This is a genomic window from Burkholderia sp. AW33-5 (assembly GCF_053427615.1).
In genome coordinates this window covers 226,566-245,867 of the sequence record NZ_JBSAXA010000003.1, presented here as the reverse complement: position 1 = coordinate 245,867, position 19,302 = coordinate 226,566, and the positions used below count along the sequence as shown (strand labels likewise).

17 protein-coding genes are annotated in these 19,302 nt (G+C 68.1%); 10 read left to right on the top strand and 7 right to left on the bottom strand.

The window, feature by feature from the left end:
* Nucleotides 1-80 precede the first annotated feature (80 nt).
* The 3 genes from ACV22V_RS07825 to ACV22V_RS07815 all read right to left on the bottom strand — a co-directional run bounded on the left by ACV22V_RS07825 (nt 81) and on the right by ACV22V_RS07815 (nt 3,413).
* Nucleotides 81-623 (bottom strand): cysteine hydrolase family protein, encoded by a 543-nt coding sequence (locus ACV22V_RS07825; protein WP_448013444.1) that lies wholly within the window; start codon nt 621-623, stop codon nt 81-83.
* 242 nt (nt 624-865) lie between these two features.
* Nucleotides 866-2,185 (bottom strand): MFS transporter, encoded by a 1,320-nt coding sequence (locus ACV22V_RS07820; protein WP_448013443.1) that lies wholly within the window; start codon nt 2,183-2,185, stop codon nt 866-868.
* 43 nt (nt 2,186-2,228) lie between these two features.
* Nucleotides 2,229-3,413 (bottom strand): M20 aminoacylase family protein, encoded by a 1,185-nt coding sequence (locus tag ACV22V_RS07815; RefSeq protein ID WP_059533868.1) that lies wholly within the window; start codon nt 3,411-3,413, stop codon nt 2,229-2,231.
* 179 nt (nt 3,414-3,592) lie between these two features.
* Here ACV22V_RS07815 and ACV22V_RS07810 point away from each other — a divergent pair, with 179 nt between their 5' ends.
* Both ACV22V_RS07810 and ppnP read left to right on the top strand, forming a co-directional pair.
* Nucleotides 3,593-4,495 carry a LysR substrate-binding domain-containing protein gene (locus ACV22V_RS07810; protein WP_059533866.1) on the top strand — a complete coding sequence of 301 codons (903 nt, stop codon included), beginning with the start codon at nt 3,593-3,595 and terminating at the stop codon, nt 4,493-4,495.
* Between the two features lie 177 nt (nt 4,496-4,672).
* Nucleotides 4,673-4,993 carry a pyrimidine/purine nucleoside phosphorylase gene (gene ppnP, locus ACV22V_RS07805; protein WP_006478890.1) on the top strand — a complete coding sequence of 107 codons (321 nt, stop codon included), beginning with the start codon at nt 4,673-4,675 and terminating at the stop codon, nt 4,991-4,993.
* A gap of 113 nt (nt 4,994-5,106) precedes the next feature.
* Here ppnP and ACV22V_RS07800 read toward each other — a convergent pair whose 3' ends face one another.
* The 4 genes from ACV22V_RS07800 to ACV22V_RS07785 all read right to left on the bottom strand — a co-directional run bounded on the left by ACV22V_RS07800 (nt 5,107) and on the right by ACV22V_RS07785 (nt 9,374).
* Nucleotides 5,107-5,439 carry a hypothetical protein gene (locus ACV22V_RS07800; RefSeq protein ID WP_175909541.1) on the bottom strand — a complete coding sequence of 111 codons (333 nt, stop codon included), beginning with the start codon at nt 5,437-5,439 and terminating at the stop codon, nt 5,107-5,109.
* 424 nt (nt 5,440-5,863) lie between these two features.
* Nucleotides 5,864-7,651, bottom strand: coding sequence for a chloride channel protein (locus tag ACV22V_RS07795; RefSeq protein ID WP_448013442.1), 1,788 nt, complete (start codon nt 7,649-7,651; stop codon nt 5,864-5,866).
* A gap of 30 nt (nt 7,652-7,681) precedes the next feature.
* Entirely contained in the window at nt 7,682-8,095 is a 414-nt protein-coding gene (locus ACV22V_RS07790; protein WP_059533862.1) for a MarR family winged helix-turn-helix transcriptional regulator, read from the bottom strand.
* Nucleotides 8,096-8,198: 103 nt separating this feature from the next.
* Nucleotides 8,199-9,374: an HPP family protein gene (locus ACV22V_RS07785; RefSeq protein ID WP_448013441.1), complete on the bottom strand. Its 1,176-nt coding sequence runs from the start codon at nt 9,372-9,374 to the stop codon at nt 8,199-8,201.
* Nucleotides 9,375-9,739: 365 nt separating this feature from the next.
* On the opposite strand from ACV22V_RS07785, the gene ACV22V_RS07780 reads away from it, so the two are divergent.
* The 8 genes from ACV22V_RS07780 to ACV22V_RS07745 all read left to right on the top strand — a co-directional run bounded on the left by ACV22V_RS07780 (nt 9,740) and on the right by ACV22V_RS07745 (nt 19,297).
* A complete protein-coding gene (locus tag ACV22V_RS07780) occupies nt 9,740-10,708 on the top strand; it encodes a LysR family transcriptional regulator (RefSeq protein WP_059533858.1) in 969 nt (322 codons plus the stop codon).
* Nucleotides 10,709-10,891: 183 nt separating this feature from the next.
* Nucleotides 10,892-11,800: a LysR substrate-binding domain-containing protein gene (locus ACV22V_RS07775; protein ID WP_448013440.1), complete on the top strand. Its 909-nt coding sequence runs from the start codon at nt 10,892-10,894 to the stop codon at nt 11,798-11,800.
* Between the two features lie 220 nt (nt 11,801-12,020).
* Nucleotides 12,021-13,049 (top strand): TRAP transporter substrate-binding protein, encoded by a 1,029-nt coding sequence (locus tag ACV22V_RS07770; RefSeq protein ID WP_448013439.1) that lies wholly within the window; start codon nt 12,021-12,023, stop codon nt 13,047-13,049.
* 3 nt (nt 13,050-13,052) lie between these two features.
* Complete coding sequence (locus tag ACV22V_RS07765) at nt 13,053-14,939, top strand: TRAP transporter large permease (protein WP_448013438.1); 1,887 nt, start codon at nt 13,053-13,055, stop codon at nt 14,937-14,939.
* 8 nt (nt 14,940-14,947) lie between these two features.
* A complete protein-coding gene (locus tag ACV22V_RS07760) occupies nt 14,948-16,024 on the top strand; it encodes a LacI family DNA-binding transcriptional regulator (RefSeq protein ID WP_448013437.1) in 1,077 nt (358 codons plus the stop codon).
* Entirely contained in the window at nt 16,021-17,043 is a 1,023-nt protein-coding gene (locus tag ACV22V_RS07755) for an NAD(P)-dependent oxidoreductase (protein WP_448013436.1), read from the top strand. Before ACV22V_RS07760 ends, ACV22V_RS07755 begins: the two co-directional genes overlap by 4 nt.
* Nucleotides 17,040-17,894, top strand: coding sequence for an amidohydrolase family protein (locus tag ACV22V_RS07750; RefSeq protein ID WP_448013435.1), 855 nt, complete (start codon nt 17,040-17,042; stop codon nt 17,892-17,894). Before ACV22V_RS07755 ends, ACV22V_RS07750 begins: the two co-directional genes overlap by 4 nt.
* A gap of 632 nt (nt 17,895-18,526) precedes the next feature.
* Complete coding sequence (locus tag ACV22V_RS07745) at nt 18,527-19,297, top strand: hypothetical protein (RefSeq protein WP_448013434.1); 771 nt, start codon at nt 18,527-18,529, stop codon at nt 19,295-19,297.
* Nucleotides 19,298-19,302 lie beyond the last annotated feature (5 nt).

The window sequence follows — 19,302 nt, the reverse complement described above, 5'->3', positions numbered from 1 at the left end:
CGCGCAAGGCACGGGTGACGGTGGCCCGTGCCTTGTTGCGTTTACGGGGCCGGCGTGCGGCGCGCCGTATGCGTTGCCGGTCAGAACCCGCATGCCTCGGTCGTCGTCAACGTCGCGAACGGCCCGCCGAGCGTCGCATTGTGATGCGCGACGATCCGCTCGGCCGGCAACGCGGGCGTATCCATGCAGGTATGCGCATCGGCGACGAGCACGGCGCGAAAGCCGAGATCGGCGGCCGCGCGGCACGTCGTGTCGATGCAGTACTGCGTCTTCATCCCCGCAATCACGATCTCGCCGATTCCGGCCGCGTGCAGCCATTCGGCGAGGCGCGTGCCCGCGAAACAACTCGGCCGGGTCTTGTCGAACGCGATGTCGCGTGCCGTATCGATCGCGAGCGCCGGCAGCAATGCGGCGAGTGGCGCATCGGGCGCGATCGGCGAACCCGCCGGGCCGGTGTGGCGTACGGCGAACACGGGCGCGCCGGCTTCATGTGCGCGGCGAATCAGCCGGTTGACGTTGGCCAGCACGCGTTCGCCGTCATGCGGACGATCGGGGCCATGGAACAACCCGACTTGCATGTCGACGACGAGCAGCGCACGTTTCGGGGATGGGGCTTCGGACATCGCGTTTCTCCTGAAAGGCCGGTGCGGACGGAGAAACGACGAGACCCCGTCAGGAACCGGCGGGGCCTGTGGGAATCGGTGAAGGGCGCTACGACCTTGCGCGCATTCGCCGCACGGGCCCGCCGAAGGCGGTCGTGCGCGTGGTCGTCGAAAGGGTGAGCGTGGCGTCGTGCATGGAGCGATCATGCACGATGCGCGTTCGCTGCGTCAATGACGTGTCGCACGTCCCGCGTCGCCACCGCTCAATCGAGCGCCTTCCCGGCCTTCTCGTCCATGCAGCGAATCGCGAGCAGCGTGAGCACACCGCAGCCGATCGCATACCACGCAGGCGCATTCGGGTTGCCGGTCGCCGCGATCAGCCACGTGACGAAGAACTGCGCGAAGCCGCCGAAGATCGCGACGCCCACGCTGTACACGAGCGCGCCGCCGGTCGCCCGCACCGCGCGCGGGAACAACTCGCCGAGCATCGCACCGGTCGCGCCGATGTTGATCGCGTGCACGACCGACAGCGCGGCGATGATCGACAGCAGCGACGCGGCGCCCGGCCATCGGTTCAGCGCGATGAACGCGGGATAGATCGCGGCCATCAGCACGATGCGCGTCCACCAGACGATCCGGTTGCGCCCGTAGACATCGGACAGGTGGCCGCCGATCGGCGTCACGAGCATCAGGATCGCGCCCGCGACGCAGCCGGCCGTCATGGACAGCCAGGTCGGCAGGTGCAGCACCTGCACGCCGTAGATCGCCATGTAGAACACGATGATGTAGTGGATCGACGTGCCGCCGATCGTCACGCCGAGGCCCGCGAACACGGCCTTGCCGTGGTGGCGCAGCACGTCGGCGAGCGGCAGCGACGCGACCGGCTCGTCATGCGCAGCGGCGGGCGCGGCAGCCGGCACTTCCTCGACGGTGCGGCGCAGCCAGTAACCGAGCGGCACGAACAGCGTGCCGATGATGAACGGCACGCGCCAGCCCCAGCTTTCGAGCTGCGCGGCATTGAGCGTCGACGTGAGCGCGACGCCGGTGAGCGCCCCGGCGAGCGCGGCGAGCCCCTGGCTCGAGAACTGGAACGACGCGTAGAAGCCACGGCGGTGCTGCGGTGCCTGTTCGAGCAGCAGCGTCGTCGACGCGCCGACTTCGCCGCCCGATGCGAACCCTTGCAGCAGCCGTGCGAGCACGAGCAGCAGCGGCGCGGCGATGCCGACCTGCGCGAAGGTGGGCGCGACCGCGATCGTTGCCGTGCCGAGCGTCATCAGCAGCAGCGTCAGGATCATCGCCTTCTTGCGGCCGGCGCGGTCGGCGTACATGCCGATCACGAGCCCGCCGAGCGGGCGCGTGACGAAGCCGACGCCGAAGCTCGCGACCGCGAGCATCAGCTGCCCGAACGACGAGTGGACCGGAAAGAACAGCTTGCCGATCAGGATTGCGAAGAAACTGTAGACCGTGAAGTCGTAGAACTCGAGCGCGTTGCCGACCGCGGCGGCCGCGATCAGGCGGCGTTTCTTCGCGGCGGCGCGGGCATCGGCCGGCGAGCCGGCGAACGGAAGGGCGGACGTTTCCATGGGGTTCCCCTGCTGAAGCGCGAAACTGCGTGATGAAGGGCCGTCAGGCCGCGAGCCAGCCTTCGGCGACGCGGACCCAGTAGCTCGCGCCGATCGCCAGGATGTCGTCGTTGAAGTCGTAGCCGGGGTTGTGCACCATGCAGCCGCCCTTGCTGCCGACCCCGTTGCCGATGAACGCATAGCAGCCGGGGCGCGCTTCGAGCATGAACGCGAAGTCCTCGCTGCCCATCAGCGGGGCGGCTTCGGTCTCGACGCGCTCGGCGCCGAGCATCTGGCGCGCGATGTCGGCCGCGAACGCGGTCGGTTCGGGATGGTTGACCAACACCGGGTAGCCGTAGTCGTAATCCACGTCCGCGGCGACGCCGAAGCTTTCCGCCTGGCCCTTCGCGAGCGCTTCGATGCGGCGGGCGAGCAGCGCGCGCACGTCGGCGTTCAGCGCGCGCACCGACAGCTTCATCACGACGGTTTCGGGAATGATGTTGAAGGTCTCGCCGGCCTGCACGCTGCCGACCGTGATCACGGCCGCGTGCTGCGCGTCGACTTCGCGCGCGACGATCGTCTGCAGCGCGACCATGATGCTGCCCGCGGCCGACATCGGATCGCGCGCGAAGTGCGGCATCGCGCCGTGACCGCCGACGCCGCGCAGCGTGATCGTCACGCGGTCGGCCGACGCCATCGCGGCGCCGGTGCGGAATGCCATGTCGCCGGCGGCGCGGCCCGGCATGTTGTGGATCGCGAAGATCGCATCGCACGGGAAGCGATCGAACAGGCCGTCGTCCATCATCGCTTTCGCGCCGCCGAAGTTTTCCTCGGCCGGTTGGAAGATCAGGTTCAGCGTGCCGGAGAACTGGCGCGTCGCGGCCAGGTGACGCGCCGCGCACAGCAGCATCGCGGTGTGGCCGTCGTGACCGCACGCATGCATCTTGTTCGCATGGCGGCTCGCGTAGGGCAGGCCGGTGGCCTCCGCGAGCGGCAGCGCGTCCATGTCGGCGCGCAGGCCGACGGTGCGCGTGCCTTGTCCTTCGCGCAGCACGCCAACGACGCCCGTCTTGCCGATGCCGCGATGCACTTCGTAACCCCACCCGGTGAGCAGTTCGGCGACGAGATCGCTCGTCAGCGTTTCCTCGAACGCGAGCTCCGGGTGCGCATGGATGCGGCGGCGCACTTCGATGAGGTCCGGGGCGATCGCGGCGATGCCGGGGATGACGGGGTTCACGGCTTGCAGCATGGTGTCTCCTGTGGGTCCGGTGGACGTTTGACGCGCATATGACGTGAAAGGATATAAATTTCTTTTGCGCACCAGAAGCTGCTAAATTGCTTTGGTGCACACCACCGGTTGCCGCTCGGGAATACCCTGAGCCTGCATGCGCCGCGCTCACGGGGTTTCCACGAATCACGCATGCCGCCATGAAATACCATCAGCTGAAAGCGTTCGTCACCGTCGCGGACGAAGGGAGCATCCGCGCAGCCGCGCGGCGCCTGAACGTGTCGCCGGCGGCGTTGACGAAAGCGGTCAAGGAACTGGAGATCGCGCTCGGCGTGTCGCTCGTCGTGCGCACCGCGCGCGGCGTGCAGCTCACGGCGTTCGGCCAGCAACTGCAGGTGCGCGCGCGGCTGATCGTCGCCGAGATGCAGCGTGCGCGCGACGACATCGAGCAGGCGCAAGGCGCGATGACGGGCTCGGTCGCGGCGGCGATCACGCCGGCCGCCGCGGTGACGATCCTGCCCGATGCATTTCGCGCGTTCCGGCGGCGCTTTCCGGTCGCGCGCGTCAGTCTGATCGAAGGGTTTCCGGGCGTCGCGCTGCCTCGCCTGCACGACGGCTCGCTCGATTTCGCGGTGGCCGTCGTCGTGCCCGAACTGCTGGCGGCCGAGTTCGATCACGCGGAACTCTACGCGAGCCGATCATTGATCGTCGCGCGCAAGGGGCATCCGCTCGCGTCGGCCACGTCGCTCGCCGATCTCGTCGAGGCCGACTGGCTGATGAATCCGTCGCCGGAAAGCTCGACCCAGGTGCTGTTCAACTCGTTCATCGCATACGGGCTGCCGGTGCCGCAACGGGTCGTCGAATGCCCGAGCTTCGGCCTCGCGCACAGCCTGATGACGAGCTGCGACCTGATCGCGTCGATGCCCGAACAGTTGCTGCAAGGGGAGTGGGCGCGCGACCAGCTCGCCGTGCTGCCGATCCGCGAGCGGTTGCCCGGCGTGTCCGTGCAGGTCGTCACGCGGCGCGACAGTCCGCTCACGCCGGCCGCGGCAATGCTGCTCGACTGCCTGCGCGATTCCGCGCGCCGCAAGGGGCTCAGATGAGCCGCTCGATGCGGGCCACGCAATGCATCGGGTAGTGATCCTTATGATTGGTCGCCCGCCTCGAGTCAGTCCCGCTTGCGGCCCGCCCGCCGCGAGCCGGTATCATAGCGGCCGGCCTGCCGCCCCGGCCGGCTTCCGACAACACGCCATCCGGCATCCAGCAATCAGAGGCATCACATGACCAGTGCAACCCAATTCGACAACGTATCGGTCGTCAAGCGCGCAAACGTCTATTTCGACGGCAAGTGCGTGTCGCATACCGTGCTCTTCCCGGACGGCACGCGCAAGACGCTCGGCGTGATCCTGCCGTGCGCGCTCAACTTCGGCACGGACGCGCCCGAATTGATGGAAGTGCAGGCCGGCAAGTGCCGCGTGAAGCTCGACGGCAGCAGCGAGTGGCAAACCTACGGCGCCGGCGAATCGTTCTCGGTCCCGGGCAAGAGCCGCTTCGACATCGAGGTGCTGGAGACGCTCGACTACGTCTGCAGCTACCTGTAAGCGCGCAGGCAAGGGTCGCGGCGCGTGCGCGCGGCCCATGCGCCTAAACAAAAAGCCCCGCCGAAGCGGGGCTTTTTGCATGCGGGCGGCGCAATGCCGTCCGGCAGCGGTGCTTACAGACAGGCGTTGATGTCGCCGGCGGCGGCCGCGTCGCCGCGCACGGCGACCCACGTCTTCGCGCCCGGATTCGGCGACGGACGAACCATCGCGGCCGCGCCGTTCGGCGGTTGCTGGCCCGGTGCGTAGACATCGGTCGCGAGGCCGTTGGCGAGCACGTTCTGCGAGATCACTTGTTGCTGCGACTTGTCGGCCCAGGTCTTGGCGATGCACGCCGAGACTTCCGGGGCGGCCTTCTGGCTTTGTCCCACGTTCTGCGCGGCCGGATCGGCCGCGTGAGCAGAAATTGCCACGGTCAATGCGATGAGCGGTAAGTATTTCACGTTCACGTTTATCTCCCTCGAGTCGTGATTGATTGAGTGGGATGCGCAGCAGAACTGCGTGCTTGTGAGATTGCATCGGACAAATGCGGTTCCGGCGATTCCGAAACAAGTTGTTAACGCGCTTGCCAAATGGCAATCCGGATGCTGTGCGTTCTGTCGCGCGGCCGCATGCGTCGTGCGTGGTCCGTATGGAGATACGGCGGCGACGTCATGCGTCGTGCGGTCGGCTCGCTGCCCTGAGGTGTGGCGGATTGACGGTCGCGGCGTGCTGCATGTGTCTGCATGTCGCGCCGCGACGCTTCTTTATTGGATGACGATGTGGAACGGCTGAATGATGGCCCCGTCGCATGCAGACCATGATGACAAACTTTCGTCCGATCGATTGTCAACGAAGTTTAAACGCCGGACGCGGCGGCGCGCGCGGTGCGTATCAGCGGGCCTTGCGTATTTCTGCGTCGCGCAGGTTGACGGGTACGACGGGACGGAAGCGTTCGCGCTTCTGTTCGTCGTCGAAATGCTGGAGCGCGGGTTTGATCAAGTCGCTGCGCGACACGATGCCGATGATGCGCAGCGATTGCGGATCGTCGACGACCGGCAGGCGTTCCAAGCCGAGCATCGCGAGCCGCGATGCGACCACGCGGCACGTTTCGTGCGCCTGCGCGACGGCCGGCACACGTTCGGCGAACGCGCTTGCGAGCACGGCGCCGGGACCGCTCTGCGCGCGTTGCGCGTCGAGCGTCGCGCGATCCACGACGCCGAGCAGGCGACCGTTCTGCACGACCGGGTATGCGCGGTGCGTCTGCTTCACGCTGAAGTACTGCGACTCGACCGCATCGAGCGTCGTGGCGCCGTCGATCGCGACGAGCGCGTCGGCTGGCGTCATCACTTCGGCCACGTCGTGGCGTTCGAGCGGATCGACGCCGTATTCGCGATAGATGTGATACCCGCGGCGCGCGATCTTTTCCGTCATGATCGAACGCTTCATCACGACGGTCGCGAAGCCGTGCGCGACGAGTGTCGCGGCGAGCAGCGGCAGCAGCGCGTTCGCGTCGTGCGTGAGGCCGAACGCGAACACGATCGCGGTCAGCGGCGCGCCGAGCGTGGCGCCGAGCGTCGCGGCCATGCAGACGAGCGGCCACAGTGCCGGATCGCCGCCGGGCAGCACCGGCGACAGCACGGTGCCGAGGCCGGCGCCGAGCATCAGCAGCGGGGCCAGCACGCCGCCCGACGTGCCGGAGCCGAGCGCGATCACCCACATCACGGCCTTCACGATCAGCAGCGCGAGCGCGATCTTCAGCGCGATGTGCTGGTGCAGCAGGTCGCCGATCACGTCGTAGCCGACGCCGAGCGCGCGGGGCTCGAGCCAGCCGCCGACGCCAATCACGATCGCGCCGAGCGCCGGCCACCACATCCAGTGCACGGGCAGCTTCGCGAAGGTGTCCTCGACGCGGTACAGCGCGGCAGACAGGCCGCACGCGAGCATGCCCGACAGCAGGCCCGCGACGATGCACGACAGCAGCGCGACGGGCGTCGGCGATGCGGTGGCCAACGGAAACAGCGGGTCGACGCCGAAGAACACGGCGCGGGCGAAACCGGCCACCGCGCACGCGAGCGCGACCGGCAGGAAACTGCGCGGACGCCATTCGAACAGCAGCAGTTCGACCGCGAGCAGCACGGCGGCGACCGGCGTGCCGAACACGGCGGTCATGCCGGCGGCCGCGCCCGCGACGAGCAGCGTCTTGCGCTCGGCCGCGGTCACGTGCACGCATTGCGCGATCAGCGAGCCGAGCGCGCCGCCGGTCATGATGATCGGGCCTTCGGCACCGAACGGGCCGCCGCTGCCGATCACGACGCCGGACGACAGCGGCTTGAGGATCGCAACCTTCGGCGACATGCGGCTCTTGCCGAACAGGATCGCCTCGATCGCTTCGGGAATGCCGTGGCCGCGGATCTTCTCCGAACCGAAGCGCGCCATCGATCCGACGATCAGCCCGCCGATCACCGGCACGACGATCACCCACGCGCCGAGCGTGTTATGGGCGGGCGAACGATCGGCGAACGAGAACTGCTGGAAGAAGAACAGGTTCGTGAACAGGTGGATCAGGCTCAATAGCACGAACGCCGCCAGCGTGCTGAGCACGCCGATGCCGGCGGCCAGCAACGCGATCCTGGGCAGGCGTTCGTTGGTCGAGAAATCGCGTTTGTGTGGTGCGTTCATCGGAGTAGGGGAAGGTCGGTCAAGCCTGGATCAGAAATCGATCTGCGGAACCTGGAACGTGCCCTTGAGCGATTTCAGTTCCGTGCGGTGCATGGCCGCGAGACGGGCGAGCAGCGTCTCGCCGGCTTCTTCGAGATGGACCTCGACTTGCCGGCGGTCGGCTTCGCTCGTCTTGCGCTTTACGAGCCCGAGCGCCTCGCAGCGCGTCACCAGCGCGACGACGCCGTGATGCTGCGCCTGCAGGCGTTCGGCGAGTTCGCCGATGGTGGCCCATTCGCGATGCGGGTAGCCCTTGATGTGCAGCAGCAGCAGATATTGCAGCGGCGTCACGCCTTCGCTTTGCGCGGCGCGTTCGGAGAAGCGCTCGAAGCGGCGCATCTGGTAGCGGAACTCGGACAGTTGCTGGAAATCGCCTTTGGTCAGCGCGCGTCGGGTATCGGTCATTGCGGTCGGTCGGGCAGCAGTTTCGGTAGCGCAAAATATATCACAATATGATATAAATGGACGATTTTCAGCGAAATGGCGCACATTTTTCTGTTCATCGGCGTTACGCGGCTTCGAGCATCCGCGTCTGCTGGTACAGGCCCGTGACGAGATCCGTCTGCGTAATGATGCCGACGAGCCGTTGCGATGCGTCGACGACCGGGATGTGGTGGTGGCCTGAATGCGTAAACAGCGGCACCAGCGCCGTGATCGGCAGGGTCTGCGGCACGGACGCGACGTCGCGGGTCATCACGGTGGCGACGTTGGGCGGCCGGCCGCCGAACGACTGCGGCAGGCGCGCGGCCAGCCGTTGCCACAGCGGGGCCGGGCGGCGCAACTGGCGCGTGAGGTCGGCGCGCGTGACGATGCCGATCAGGCGATCGTCGCCGTCCACGACGGGCAGCGCCTTTACGCGATGGCGGTCGAGCAGTGTCAGCGCGGCCGTGACCGATGTCGACGGCGCGACTTCGATCGCGTTCTTCGTCATCAGGTCGGCGCACGTGAGCTGGCCGAACGTGCGCGCATACGCTTGCATCTCGGTTTCGCGCAGCAGCATTTCGAGGTCGTCCGGATCGACGTCGAGCCATTCGCCGCGGCGCTTCAGCACGGCGTCGAGATCGGCGCGCGTGAAGCCGCCGCGTGCCGGCGCGGCGCTGCCGCCTTGCGGCTTCGCGTCGGGACGCACGCCGCCGTGCGGATAGCGGTGGCCCGTCAGCGCGTGGTACACGAGCGCGGCCGACAGCAGGATCGCCGATTGCAGCGCGATCGGCTCGACCACGAAGCCGAAGCCGAGCGAGCGGATCGCGGGGCCGCCGAGCACGGCCGTCAGCGCGACCGCGCCCGACGGCGGGTGCACGCAGCGCAGTACGAACATGCCGCCGATCGCGAGGGCGACCGCAACCGCGGCGGCCGTGATCGGATCGGCGATCGACTGCGCGCAGGCGACGCCGACGGTCGCCGCCACCAGATTGCCGCCGATGATCGACCACGGCTGCGCGAGCGGACTCGCGGGCACCGCGAACAGCAGCACCGCCGACGCCCCCATCGGCGCGACGAGCAGCGGCACGAGGCCCGGCACGCCGGGCAGCAGCCGCATCGTGACGCCGACCGTCGCGATACCGACGAGCGCGCCCGCGCACGAGCGCATGCGCTCGCGCCAGCCGAGCGTCATCGGATGGGGAATGAAGCTGTGCAGCCATTGGCGGAATGTGCGGCGCGACGGGGAGGAGCCTGACGACATGGACGATAAGCGGTAGAAAGGACGACGCGGATGACGCAGCGCAAGGAAGGCGCAAATTATATCGCGTCGTGATACAAATTGTCGCGCCGCATCAATACGTTGCGGGCGTGCGACGTATTCGTCTTGCAAAAACCTTTCATCCGATGAAAGCCTGGAGGCGCGGCGATCGCGCAAATTTGCCTGCGGCGGCGTACAATTCGGGCCACCGAATCCCCCGATATGCCACAACCACGCACGCGATGCCCGCTCTCCCGCCCGTTCCCCGGCATGGTGATCGCTTGCGCGTGGTTCGCGCGCCCGCCCCGATTCCCGTCTGACGCGAGCGCCGCCGACGTTCCTCCACCGATACTCCCCAAGCCAATTCAATGGACATGCTCGAAAACATGCGCCTGTTCGTGCGCGTTGTCGAAGCCGGCAGTTTCACCGCGGTCGCCAAAGAAATCGATGCGACCACCGCGCAGGTGTCGCGCGCGGTGTCGAATCTCGAAGCTCACGTACAGACGCGGCTGCTGCATCGCACGACGCGCCATCTCGGCCTCACCGAAAGCGGCGAGCGCTACTTCGAGCGTGCGAAATCGATCCTCGCCGAATTCGACTACGCGAACGCCGAGGCGCGCAACGCGCTGCTGCGGCCGAGCGGCAAGATGCGCATCCATGCGATGACGGGGCTCGGGCAGAGTCATGTCGTCTCGTCGATCGTGCGCTACCAGGAAGACAACCCGGACGTGTCGATCGAGCTGACGCTCGCGCAGCGGATGCCGAACCTCGTCGAGGAAGGCTACGACGTGTCGATCGTGACCGCGTCGCAGCTGCCCGATTCCGGCTACGTCGCGCAGACTTGCGGCACGAGTTGCAGCGTGCTGGTTGCATCGCGCGAATACCTGGCGCGGCATGGCACGCCGACCACGCCCGATGATCTGCCGAACCACGTGTGCCTGCGCCTCGATACGCCCGCATCGCCGGCCAGCGAGTGGCGGCTCGAGCGCGGCGACGACGAGGAAACCGTGTACGAGCTGCAGCCGGCGCCGTTCCAGGTCAACGTGCCGGATGCGTTGTGCGTCGCAGTGCGGGCAGGGCGCGGCATCGCGTGCGTCGCGCTGTACACCGTGCTCGACGACATCCGCGAAGGGCGGCTGATTCGCGTGCTGCCCGAGTACCGTCTGCAGACGGTCAGCGTGTATGCCGTCTATGCGACGCGCCGCTATCTCGACGCGAAGATCCGCACCTTCCTCGACCATCTGCGCACGACGCTCACGCCCGCGCTGGAAAACGACCTGCGAGAACTCGACCGGCTCGCGGTCGCGCCGACGCCGGGCGCGCGCCAGCGCGCGTGATGCCGCCGCCGGGCGTCATGCGTGCCGCGTGATCCGAATCCGTTCGAAGCGGCCGGCGAGCGATGGTCCCGGAGGTCTCGGTCGGCGTGCGCGGCGCGGGCCGCGCATCGGCTGCAATCGAGTATGGGAATCGTATCGATATCGGTCTAACATCAAGACGCGATCGATTGATTCAAGATTTGAATGATTGAACTGAACCAGCTTCGCTGCTTCGTCGCCGTGGCCGAGGAACTGCATTTCGGCCGTGCGGCCAGGCGGCTCTTCATGACGCAGCCGCCGCTCAGCCGGCAGATCCAGTTGCTCGAACATGCGCTCGGCATCGCGCTGCTCGAACGCAGCAGCCGGCAGGTCAGACTGACCGCGGCCGGCGAGCGCTTCTTGCGCGATGCGCGGCACATCCTCGAATTTTCCGCGCGGGCCGAGCAGGCCGCGCAGCGCGTCGCGCACGGCGGGGCTGGCCGCATCACGCTCGGCTTCACTGCCGTCAGCGCATACCGGATGATTCCGGAACTGCTCGCGCATGCGGCGCACGCGCTGCCGGACGTCGATGTCGAGCTGCGCGAAATGGTGTCGACCGTGCAGATCGACGCGCTCGCGTCGCGCATGCTCGACGCGGGCTTCGTGCGCCAGCGCGCGGCGCGCCATCCGCTCGAATACCGGCTCGTGCAGCGCGAGCCGATGCTCGTCGCGGTCGCGCAGGGCGCGCCGCTGGCCGCGTACGAGCAGATCGGCCCGGACGAGCTCGACCGGCAGCCGTTCATCGCGTATTCGCCGAACGAGGGCAAGTACTTCCACGACATGATCTCGGGGATGTTCGCCAGCGCGGGGCGCTTGCCGAATTACCTGCATTACGTCGGGCAGACGCATACGATCCTCGGCCTGGTGCGTGCCGGGCTGGGTGCCGCGCTGGTGCCGGCGTCGGCGCGCGAGCTGCATGTGGACGGCGTGGTGTTCCGGCCGCTCGCGGGCGTCGACGTGGCGGCCGAGCTGTATCTCGCGTGGCGCGCGGACAACGACAATCCGGCGCTGCCGGTGTTCAACGCGATGGTCGGGCAGTTTCTGACGGACGGTGCGGACGGCATCGCCGTTTAGAAAAAGTCAGTTGTCTGACGATATCCGCCGGCACGCCTGACGTGCGCCACGGTCCGGAAAGACCGAAATGCGGCGACGCCGCATGGCACTTCGGCCCGAAATTTCCACCTGCCCGTCACGGGAAAACCCTCATTTCTCGCTCATCGGTCGTCGTATTACTGTATCGATACACTAAATCGATACAGTCGCATCGGAAGACGCGATTGGAAAGGAGACGGCCATGACTACCTTCACCCGGCGGCGCTTTCTGCAAACGGCATCCGCCGCCACGCTCGCGGTCGCGGGCGGCTTGCCGGAAATCGGTCGCGCGGCGCAGGCCGTGACGCTGCGCTGTTCGTCGTCGATGCCGGCCGATCGGAACGCCGCGCACTACGTGTGGTACGAGCGCCTCGCGGCGAACCTGAAGGCGAGCGTCGGCGACGCGATCCGGGTCGACTACTTTCCGAACAGCCAGCTCGGCAAGGAGAGCGACGTCGCGCAGCAGGTGAAGATCGGCGCGATCGACATGATGATCGCGGGCTCGTCGATCTGGGCCACGGTCGCGCCGGAGCTCGGCATGCTCGATCTCGGCTACCTGTTCGACAGCTATGCGCACGTCGCGAAGGTGCTCGACGGCCAGGTCGGCACCAGCCTGAACGCGCTGCTGCAAAAGCGCGCGGGCTGCTCCGTGCTGACGTGGGGCTCGCACTTCGGCGGGCGCTGCGTGTTCACGAAGCAGCCGGTGACGGCGCTGCAGGGCGTGAAGGGCACGAAGCTGCGCGTGCTGCCGACGCCGGCCTTCATGGACACCTTCAAGGTGATGGGCGCGGTGCCGACGCCGATTCCGTTCGGCGAGCTCTACATGGCCGTGCAGACGGGCGTCGTCGACGGGCTCGAGCACGATCCGGCCACCGTGCTCGCGAGCCGCTTCGACGAGATCGTCAAGTCGTGCTGGCAATCGCACCACGTGTTCGCGGCGATGACCGTCGTGATGGGGCGGCGCGCGCTCGAGCGGATTCCGGCGAACCTGCGCCCGGCGTTCGACCGCGCGGTGGCCGACGCGACCGCGCAGCAGCGCGCGATCGCGGCGCAGAAGGCCGAGCAGGCGGAGGCGGCGCTGAAGCAGCACGGGATGACGTTTCATCCGATGGCGGATGCCGAGCGCGCGGCGCTGCGGCAGGCGATGCACGACCGCCTCTACATGGCATTCGCGAAGCAGTATCCGGCCACCGCGCCGCTGTTTCCGGCGATCGCCGCCGCGCGGGGTTGAGCGATGGACACCGGTTCCGTTTCGAGCGCCGTGCCGGCCGTCGCGTCAGGCCGTCCCGTGCGCGCCGTCGCTCGTGCGCTGGATGCGGCGATGCGCTGGATCGAATACGTGTCGGCCGCCGTGCTGGCCGTCGACGTGCTGGTCGTATTCGTGTCGGTCGTCTTTCGTTATTTCCTGCACGATCCGGTCGACTGGGCCGAGGAGGTCGCGAGCGCGCTGATGATCGTGCTGGTGTTCTTCGGCGCGGCGACGGTGCTCGGCCGCAGCCAGCACGTCGGCATCGACCTGTTCCGCGGCTGGCTGCCGGCACGCTGGCAGGGCGCGCTCGTGCAGATCGGGCACTGGATCGTCGCGGCGGTGTCGCTGAACCTGCTGGCGTCGTCGTGGCAGTTGCTCGGCGACTCGTACGATCAGTTGACGACCGGCGGCCTGCCGGGCTGGATCAACGTGTATCCGATGATGTTCGGCGCGCTGTTCATGAGCGTGTTCGCGCTCGCGAACGCGCTGAACGCGCCGCGCCGCCGCGTGCTCGGCACGCTGGCCTGCTGCGCGGTGCTCGCGGGCGCCGTGTACGGCTGGAACGCGCTGCGGCCCGAACACGCGATCGCGCCGGGGGCGCTGCTGGTCGCCGGCTTCGTCGGCGGGCTCGTGCTGGGCGTGCCGATCGGCTTCGTGCTCGCGTTCTCGGCGCTGCTGTACTTCCTCGCCGATCCGACGCTGCCGTTGCTCGTCTACTCGCAGCAGGTGATGGCCGGCGCCGACCACTTCGTGCTGCTCGCCGTGCCGTTCTTCGTGCTGGCCGGCTTGCTGATGGAGTCGAACGGGATGTCCGCGCGGCTCGTCGAATTGTTGCTGCGGATCTTCGGGCGCGTGCGCGGCGGGCTCGGGCTGATCGTGATCTTCGCGACGGCGTGCTTTTCCGGCGTGTCGGGTTCGAAGCTGGCCGACATCGCGGCGGTGGGCGGCGTCGTGATGCCGGCCGTGCGCCGCGCGCGGCAGGATCCCGACGAAACCGCGGCGCTGCTCGCGTGCAGCGCGGTGATGGCCGAGACGATTCCGCCGTGCGTGAACATGATCATCATGGGCTTCGTCGCGAACATCTCGATCGCGGGGCTGTTCGTCGCCGGGATCGTGCCGGCGGCCGTGCTCGCCGCGTCGCTGGCGGTCGTGACCGTGATCTGCGGACGCCGGATCGACATCGACGCGGTGTTCGTCGAACGCCGCGCGTGGCTGCCGCTCGCCGGCGGCGCGCTCGTCGCGCTGATCATGGTCGCGATGATCGGCAAGGGCGTGACGTCGGGCATCGCGACGTCGACGGAAGTGTCGGCGTTCGCGGTGGTCTATGCGCTGGTGGTCGGATGGGCGGCGTTCCGCGAGCTGACCTGGCGCTCGGTCGGCCGCGTGTTCGTCCGTGCGGCGTCGATGGCGAGCGGTATCCTGTTCATCGTCGCGGCGGCGTCGAGCGTGTCGTTCGCGCTGTCGATCGAGCAGATTCCCGCGCTCGTCTCGGGCACAATGACGGCGTTTGCCCATCAGTACGGCTCGACGGCGTTCCTGTTGCTGGCGGCGCTGCTGATGATCGTGTTCGGCGCTGTGCTCGAAGGCGCGCCCGCGCTGATCATCTTCGGGCCGCTGCTCGCGCCGATCGCGCTGCAGCTCGGCATCAACCCGCTGCATTTCGGCACGGTCGTGGTGGTGGCGATGGGGCTCGGCTTGTTCGCGCCGCCCGTCGGGCTCGGGCTGTTCACGACCTGCGCGATCACGGGGACCGAGGTCGCGCGCGTGGCGCGGCCGATGGTGAAATACCTGCTGGTGCTGTCGGTCGCCCTCGTGGCGCTGATCTTCGCACCGGCGTTTTCGTTGTGGCTGCCGGCCCGTTTCGGCCTGTAGCCCGTTCATTGCAAGACGACATGAGTACGATTCAGGACGTGGCCCGTCATGCGGCTGTTTCGGTCAGCACGGTTTCGAACGTGCTCAACGGCCGCACCGATCAGATGAAGCCGGAGACGCTCGAACGCGTGAAGGCGTCTATGGATGCGCTGCAGTACCGGCCGAGCACGCTCGCGCGCCAGCTCAAGACGGGGCAGACGCCGCTCGTCGGGCTGCTGGTGCCGTCGATGGCGAATCCGATGTACGGCTACATCGCGCGCGAGATCGAGGCTTGCGCGCAGGAGCAGTACGGCCATCGCGTGCTGATCGGCAACACGTACCGCGACGCAAGCAAGGAGGCGTCGTTCTTCGACGACCTGTTCGCGCACGGCGTGCGGCGCGTGATCGTGATCTCGTCGCTCGCCGACGAAAGCCACCTCGAACGCGCGGCCGAACGCGGGATGACGGTCGTCAGCTACGACCGCCGCGCGACGCCCGGCGAGCAATCGAAGGTCGATCACGTGACCGCCGACAACGAGGCGGCCGCGCGGCTCGCGACCGCCTGTCTCGTCGCCGCGGGCCATACGCGGCTCGCGTTCGCGACGGTGGCCGGCGTCACCGTGAGCCGCAGCGACAAGATCCGCGGCTTTCTCGCGGCTGCGCGCGACGCGGGCGCCGATGCGCAAGTGCTCGACGGCGGTCCGGCGAACGAATACGGCGACGCTGTGATCGTCGAGGTCGGGCGCGCGCTCGGCGCCGCGCTCGCGGCCGATCCGGCGCGGCCGACCGGCATCGTCGCGGTCAACGACCTGTTCGCGCTGGGCCTGATGGCCGGGCTGCGCGACGGCGGATTGCGCGTGCCGGACGACGTATCGGTCGTCGGGATGGATGGTCACTTCCTGTCGGCGATCTCGTGGCCGGCGCTGACCACGGTGCAGTTGCCCGTCACGGACATGGCCGCGGAAATGGTGCGGCGCGTGATGCGGCACGACGGCGACCCGTCGGAGCCCGGACAGTGCGTGTTCCCGGGCGTCACGCTCGTCGAGCGCGCGTCGGTCGCGCCGCCGCCGCCACGTGCGGTCGAATCGGACGGAGCCCCCGCATGACGCGCGTCTACGTGACCCATCCGTCCGGGATGCTCGATTACTACTTCGGTGCGAAGGCGCTGGGTGCGCTGAAGGCGATCGCGGACGTCACGTGCAATCCGCTCGACCGCGAGCTCGGCACGGACGAGCTGATCGCCGCCGCCCAGGGATGCGACGCGATGATCGCGTACCGGCAGACGCCGGCGCCGCGCGCGCTGTTCGCAGGGCTGCCCGCGCTCGCCGCGTTCCTGCGTTGCGCAGTCGACATTCGTACCGTCGACGTCGACGCGGCGAGCGAATTCGGCGTGCTGGTCACGCAGGCGAGCCCCGGTTTCGGGCCGGCCGTCGCGGAGTGGGTGATCGGCGCGATGATCGACCTCGCGCGCGGTATCGGCGCGTACGCCGATGCGTACCACCGCGGCACGCCGCCGCTGCCGCGGATGGGCCGCGAATTGCGCGGCGGCACGCTGGGCGTGGTCGGCTATGGACAGATCGCGCGCCATCTCGCGCCGATCGCGACGGCGTTCGGGATGCGCGTGCTCGTGTGCGATCCGTACGTGCGGATCGACACGCCGTCGATCGAACAGGTCGACCGCGCGACCTTGCTGCGCGACGCGGATTACGTCGTGTGCCTCGCGCCGGCGACGCCCGCCACCGCGAACCTGTTCGATGCGGGTGCATTCGCCGCGATGAAGCCGGACGCGTGCTTCGTCAATGCGTCGCGCGGCGAGCTCGTCGACGAGCAGGCGCTGGCCGACGCGCTCGACAGCGGCCGGCTGGCCGGTTGCGCGCTCGATGTCGGCCGCGCGACGGACCAGATGCCGACGCCCGCACTCGCCGTGCATCCGCGCGTGATCGCCACGCCGCATATCGGAGGACTGACGCGGCCGGCGGTCGAGCATCAGGCACTGGAGACGGTCGAACAACTCGCCGCGCTGCTCGACGCACGTGTGCCGAACGGCGCGGTCAACGCCGCGCGCGCGACGCGGCTCGCACGCTGGCGATCGGCCGACGCATCCGCCGCGCCGGGCGCACGATGACGCACGACCGCCCCGGCGCACGGCCGTCGCCCGCCTGCGATTGCCATATTCATATTTACGATGATGCGTATCCGCTCGCACCGACGGCGACGTTTCGCCCGCCGCATGCGCCGGTGGACGCGTATCGCCGCGTGCAGCGGGCGCTCGGCCTCGCGCGCGTGGTCGTCGTGCAGCCGACCGGTTACGGGTTCGACAACCGCTGCACGCTCGATGCGCTGGCCGCGCTCGGCCCGCAGGCGCGTGGCGTCGCGACGTTGCCCGTCGACGTGCCGGACGCCGAACTCGAGCGGCTGCACGCAAGAGGCATCCGCGGTGTGCGGTTCATGACGCTGTCGGGCGGCGTCGCGCGATGGGACGAGCTCGAGCGGATGGCCACGCGGATCGCGCCGCTCGGCTGGCACATCGACCTGCAGCTCGACGGCCGGACGCTGCCCGACGTCGAGTCGATGCTGACGTCGTTGCCGGCGCATGTCGTCGTCGATCACACGGGCAAGTTCCTGACGCCGGTGACGCCGGATGTGCCGGCGTTCGTCGCATTGCGGCGCCTGCTGGATCGCGGCCACGTTTGGGTGAAGCTGTCCGCGCCTTACGAGACTTCGCGATCCGGTGCGCCCGGTTACGACGACGTCGCGCGCCTTGCCACCGTGCTCGCGCGCGAGCATTCGGCGCGCTGCGTGTGGGGTAGCAACTGGCCGCATCCGAACGCGTCGCCGGTGCCCGACGATGCGCACCTGCTCGGCTGGTTGCACGCCTGCGCGGCGGACGAGGCGGTCGGCCGCGCGATGCTCGTCGACAATCCGGCCGTGCTGTACGGGTTCGATGCGGACGCCGCGATCGGCGCCGAGACGTAACATCCCGGCGGCCGGCCGCGGGCCGCGTTTCGATCGACGTCGATTTCGACCGAGCGCGACGCGTCGCGGCGTCGGCAACATCCTTACCGTTCGGAAAGCTGACGCGCCGCGCACGCTTTCGATCGCGAAAGGGCAACGCACCGCGCCGACCGCTTGACGCTGCATGCCGGTCGGCGCAGGATACGTGCGTGCATTTGGAGCGGGGCGCGCTGGCCGCGCGCTCCCGCATCAGCGACGCGCACAAGAACAACGATGAGCCTTCACGCACTCGTACCGGAATCCCGGCGCCGCAGCCACCGGCCTGCCGGAATCGCGATTTTCCCGACGCCCGTCGCGTCACGTATCCGTCATCCCGTTTCGTACCGTGCATCGGTACACTTTCCCGTTCGCGCGCCGGCCGCGACGATGGGCGGTGCCGATCGGCGCCGCCGCGTCGTGCGTCAGCCTGTCGCGCCCGAATACCGTATCGCGCATGACGCTTACACCGGCGTTTCGTGACGCCGCCGCCACGCGTTCACGCATCGTGCCGTCGACCGTCCCGCGCGCGCGGCGGCACCGGAGTCCGAAGCATTTCGATTGAGCAGACGCAGCTTACGCACGCAGTTCAGTTCGAGGTTCAAGGAGAAAAACTCATGTCGCAGCTTTCGAATGAAGCAAACGGCAGTTCGGGGAGTGGCAAGGCAAAGCTGATCAAATGGGCGATCATCGTCGCCGGCGTCGCGATCGCGGCACCGGCCGCGCTGTTCATCCTGAAGGGGATGATCGCGCTGATCACGGCGGCCGTGATCGGCCTCGGGGCGATCTATTTCGCGCCGGTCGTCGCGATGAAGTTCGCGAACCAGAAGGTGAAGATGATCGTCGAGGAAGCGCAGTCGAATCCGATCGAGACGCTCATCAACCAGCTCGCGGAAAAGCGCCAGGCGGCGCAGAAATTCGCGGACAGCATCACCGCGTTCCGCACCGAAGTGAAGAACTTCGGGGACAAGACCGAACTGTTCGAGAAGCAGTATCCGGACGACGCGCCACGCTTTCGCGCGCAGCTCGACACGATGAAGCAACTGCTCGCGTTTCGCGAAAGCCGCTACAAGCAGGTGCAGACGGAACTGAAGAATTTCGCGTCCGCGATCGATCGCGCGAAGGCGATGTGGGACATGTCGCAGGCGGCGCAGCACATGAACAAGCTCGCGGGCCGGCAGACGGCCGATACGTTCGAGCAGATCAAGACCGACGTGGCCGTCGATTCGGTGATGCGCTCGGTGAACAAGGCGTTCTCCGAAATGGAGACGTCGCTGCTGGACAATCCCGAGGTCAAGCAGGCGCAACAGCAGGCGGCGATGAACGGCACGCCCGTGCCCGGCCCCGATGCGGCACGGGCCGCTGCATTGCCGTCGAAACAACAATGACTTCC

Bases quoted from the DNA above. Each gene is read 5' to 3' on its own strand.
- ACV22V_RS07825 (WP_448013444.1), bottom strand. From the start codon at position 623: ATGTCCGAAGCCCCATCCCCGAAACGTGCGCTGCTCGTCGTCGACATG.
- ACV22V_RS07820 (WP_448013443.1), bottom strand. From the start codon at position 2,185: ATGGAAACGTCCGCCCTTCCGTTCGCCGGCTCGCCGGCCGATGCCCGC.
- ACV22V_RS07815 (WP_059533868.1), bottom strand. From the start codon at position 3,413: ATGCTGCAAGCCGTGAACCCCGTCATCCCCGGCATCGCCGCGATCGCC.
- ACV22V_RS07810 (WP_059533866.1), top strand. From the start codon at position 3,593: ATGAAATACCATCAGCTGAAAGCGTTCGTCACCGTCGCGGACGAAGGG.
- ppnP (WP_006478890.1), top strand. From the start codon at position 4,673: ATGACCAGTGCAACCCAATTCGACAACGTATCGGTCGTCAAGCGCGCA.
- ACV22V_RS07795 (WP_448013442.1), bottom strand. From the start codon at position 7,651: ATGAACGCACCACACAAACGCGATTTCTCGACCAACGAACGCCTGCCC.
- ACV22V_RS07790 (WP_059533862.1), bottom strand. From the start codon at position 8,095: ATGACCGATACCCGACGCGCGCTGACCAAAGGCGATTTCCAGCAACTG.
- ACV22V_RS07785 (WP_448013441.1), bottom strand. From the start codon at position 9,374: ATGTCGTCAGGCTCCTCCCCGTCGCGCCGCACATTCCGCCAATGGCTG.
- ACV22V_RS07780 (WP_059533858.1), top strand. From the start codon at position 9,740: ATGGACATGCTCGAAAACATGCGCCTGTTCGTGCGCGTTGTCGAAGCC.
- ACV22V_RS07775 (WP_448013440.1), top strand. From the start codon at position 10,892: ATGATTGAACTGAACCAGCTTCGCTGCTTCGTCGCCGTGGCCGAGGAA.
- ACV22V_RS07770 (WP_448013439.1), top strand. From the start codon at position 12,021: ATGACTACCTTCACCCGGCGGCGCTTTCTGCAAACGGCATCCGCCGCC.
- ACV22V_RS07765 (WP_448013438.1), top strand. From the start codon at position 13,053: ATGGACACCGGTTCCGTTTCGAGCGCCGTGCCGGCCGTCGCGTCAGGC.
- ACV22V_RS07755 (WP_448013436.1), top strand. From the start codon at position 16,021: ATGACGCGCGTCTACGTGACCCATCCGTCCGGGATGCTCGATTACTAC.
- ACV22V_RS07750 (WP_448013435.1), top strand. From the start codon at position 17,040: ATGACGCACGACCGCCCCGGCGCACGGCCGTCGCCCGCCTGCGATTGC.
- ACV22V_RS07745 (WP_448013434.1), top strand. From the start codon at position 18,527: ATGTCGCAGCTTTCGAATGAAGCAAACGGCAGTTCGGGGAGTGGCAAG.